Source organism: Shewanella sp. T24-MNA-CIBAN-0130 (assembly GCF_040310185.1).
Lineage (GTDB): Bacteria > Pseudomonadota > Gammaproteobacteria > Enterobacterales > Shewanellaceae > Shewanella > Shewanella psychromarinicola.
In genome coordinates this window covers 1-232 of the sequence record NZ_JBEOPP010000587.1, presented here as the reverse complement: position 1 = coordinate 232, position 232 = coordinate 1, and the positions used below count along the sequence as shown (strand labels likewise).

Genomic DNA, 232 nt, shown 5'->3' with positions numbered 1-232 from the left:
ACAGCCTATGTGTTAACCGACGGCTCTGGCCCGACCGACACCTCGACCTTGACCATCACCGTGAGCCCAGTGAACGATCATTTCACTGACGCGAACGAAGTGATTTCAGTGGCAGAAGACAGCCGCGCAACCACGGGCACTGTATTAACCCTGTCGCTTATACACATCTCCGAGCCCACCAGACTCTTGTAGGCATCTGGGGTCGGTACTGGAGCATTGACATTAGGGGGGG

General features: G+C 56.0%; 1 protein-coding gene. It reads left to right on the top strand.

Annotation, left to right across the window (positions count from 1 at the left end; genetic code table 11):
- A partial coding sequence (locus AAEZ02_RS23610) for a hypothetical protein (RefSeq protein WP_351125691.1) occupies positions 1-192 on the top strand: 192 nt, incomplete at its 5' end.
- Between the last annotated feature and the right edge of the window lie 40 nt (positions 193-232).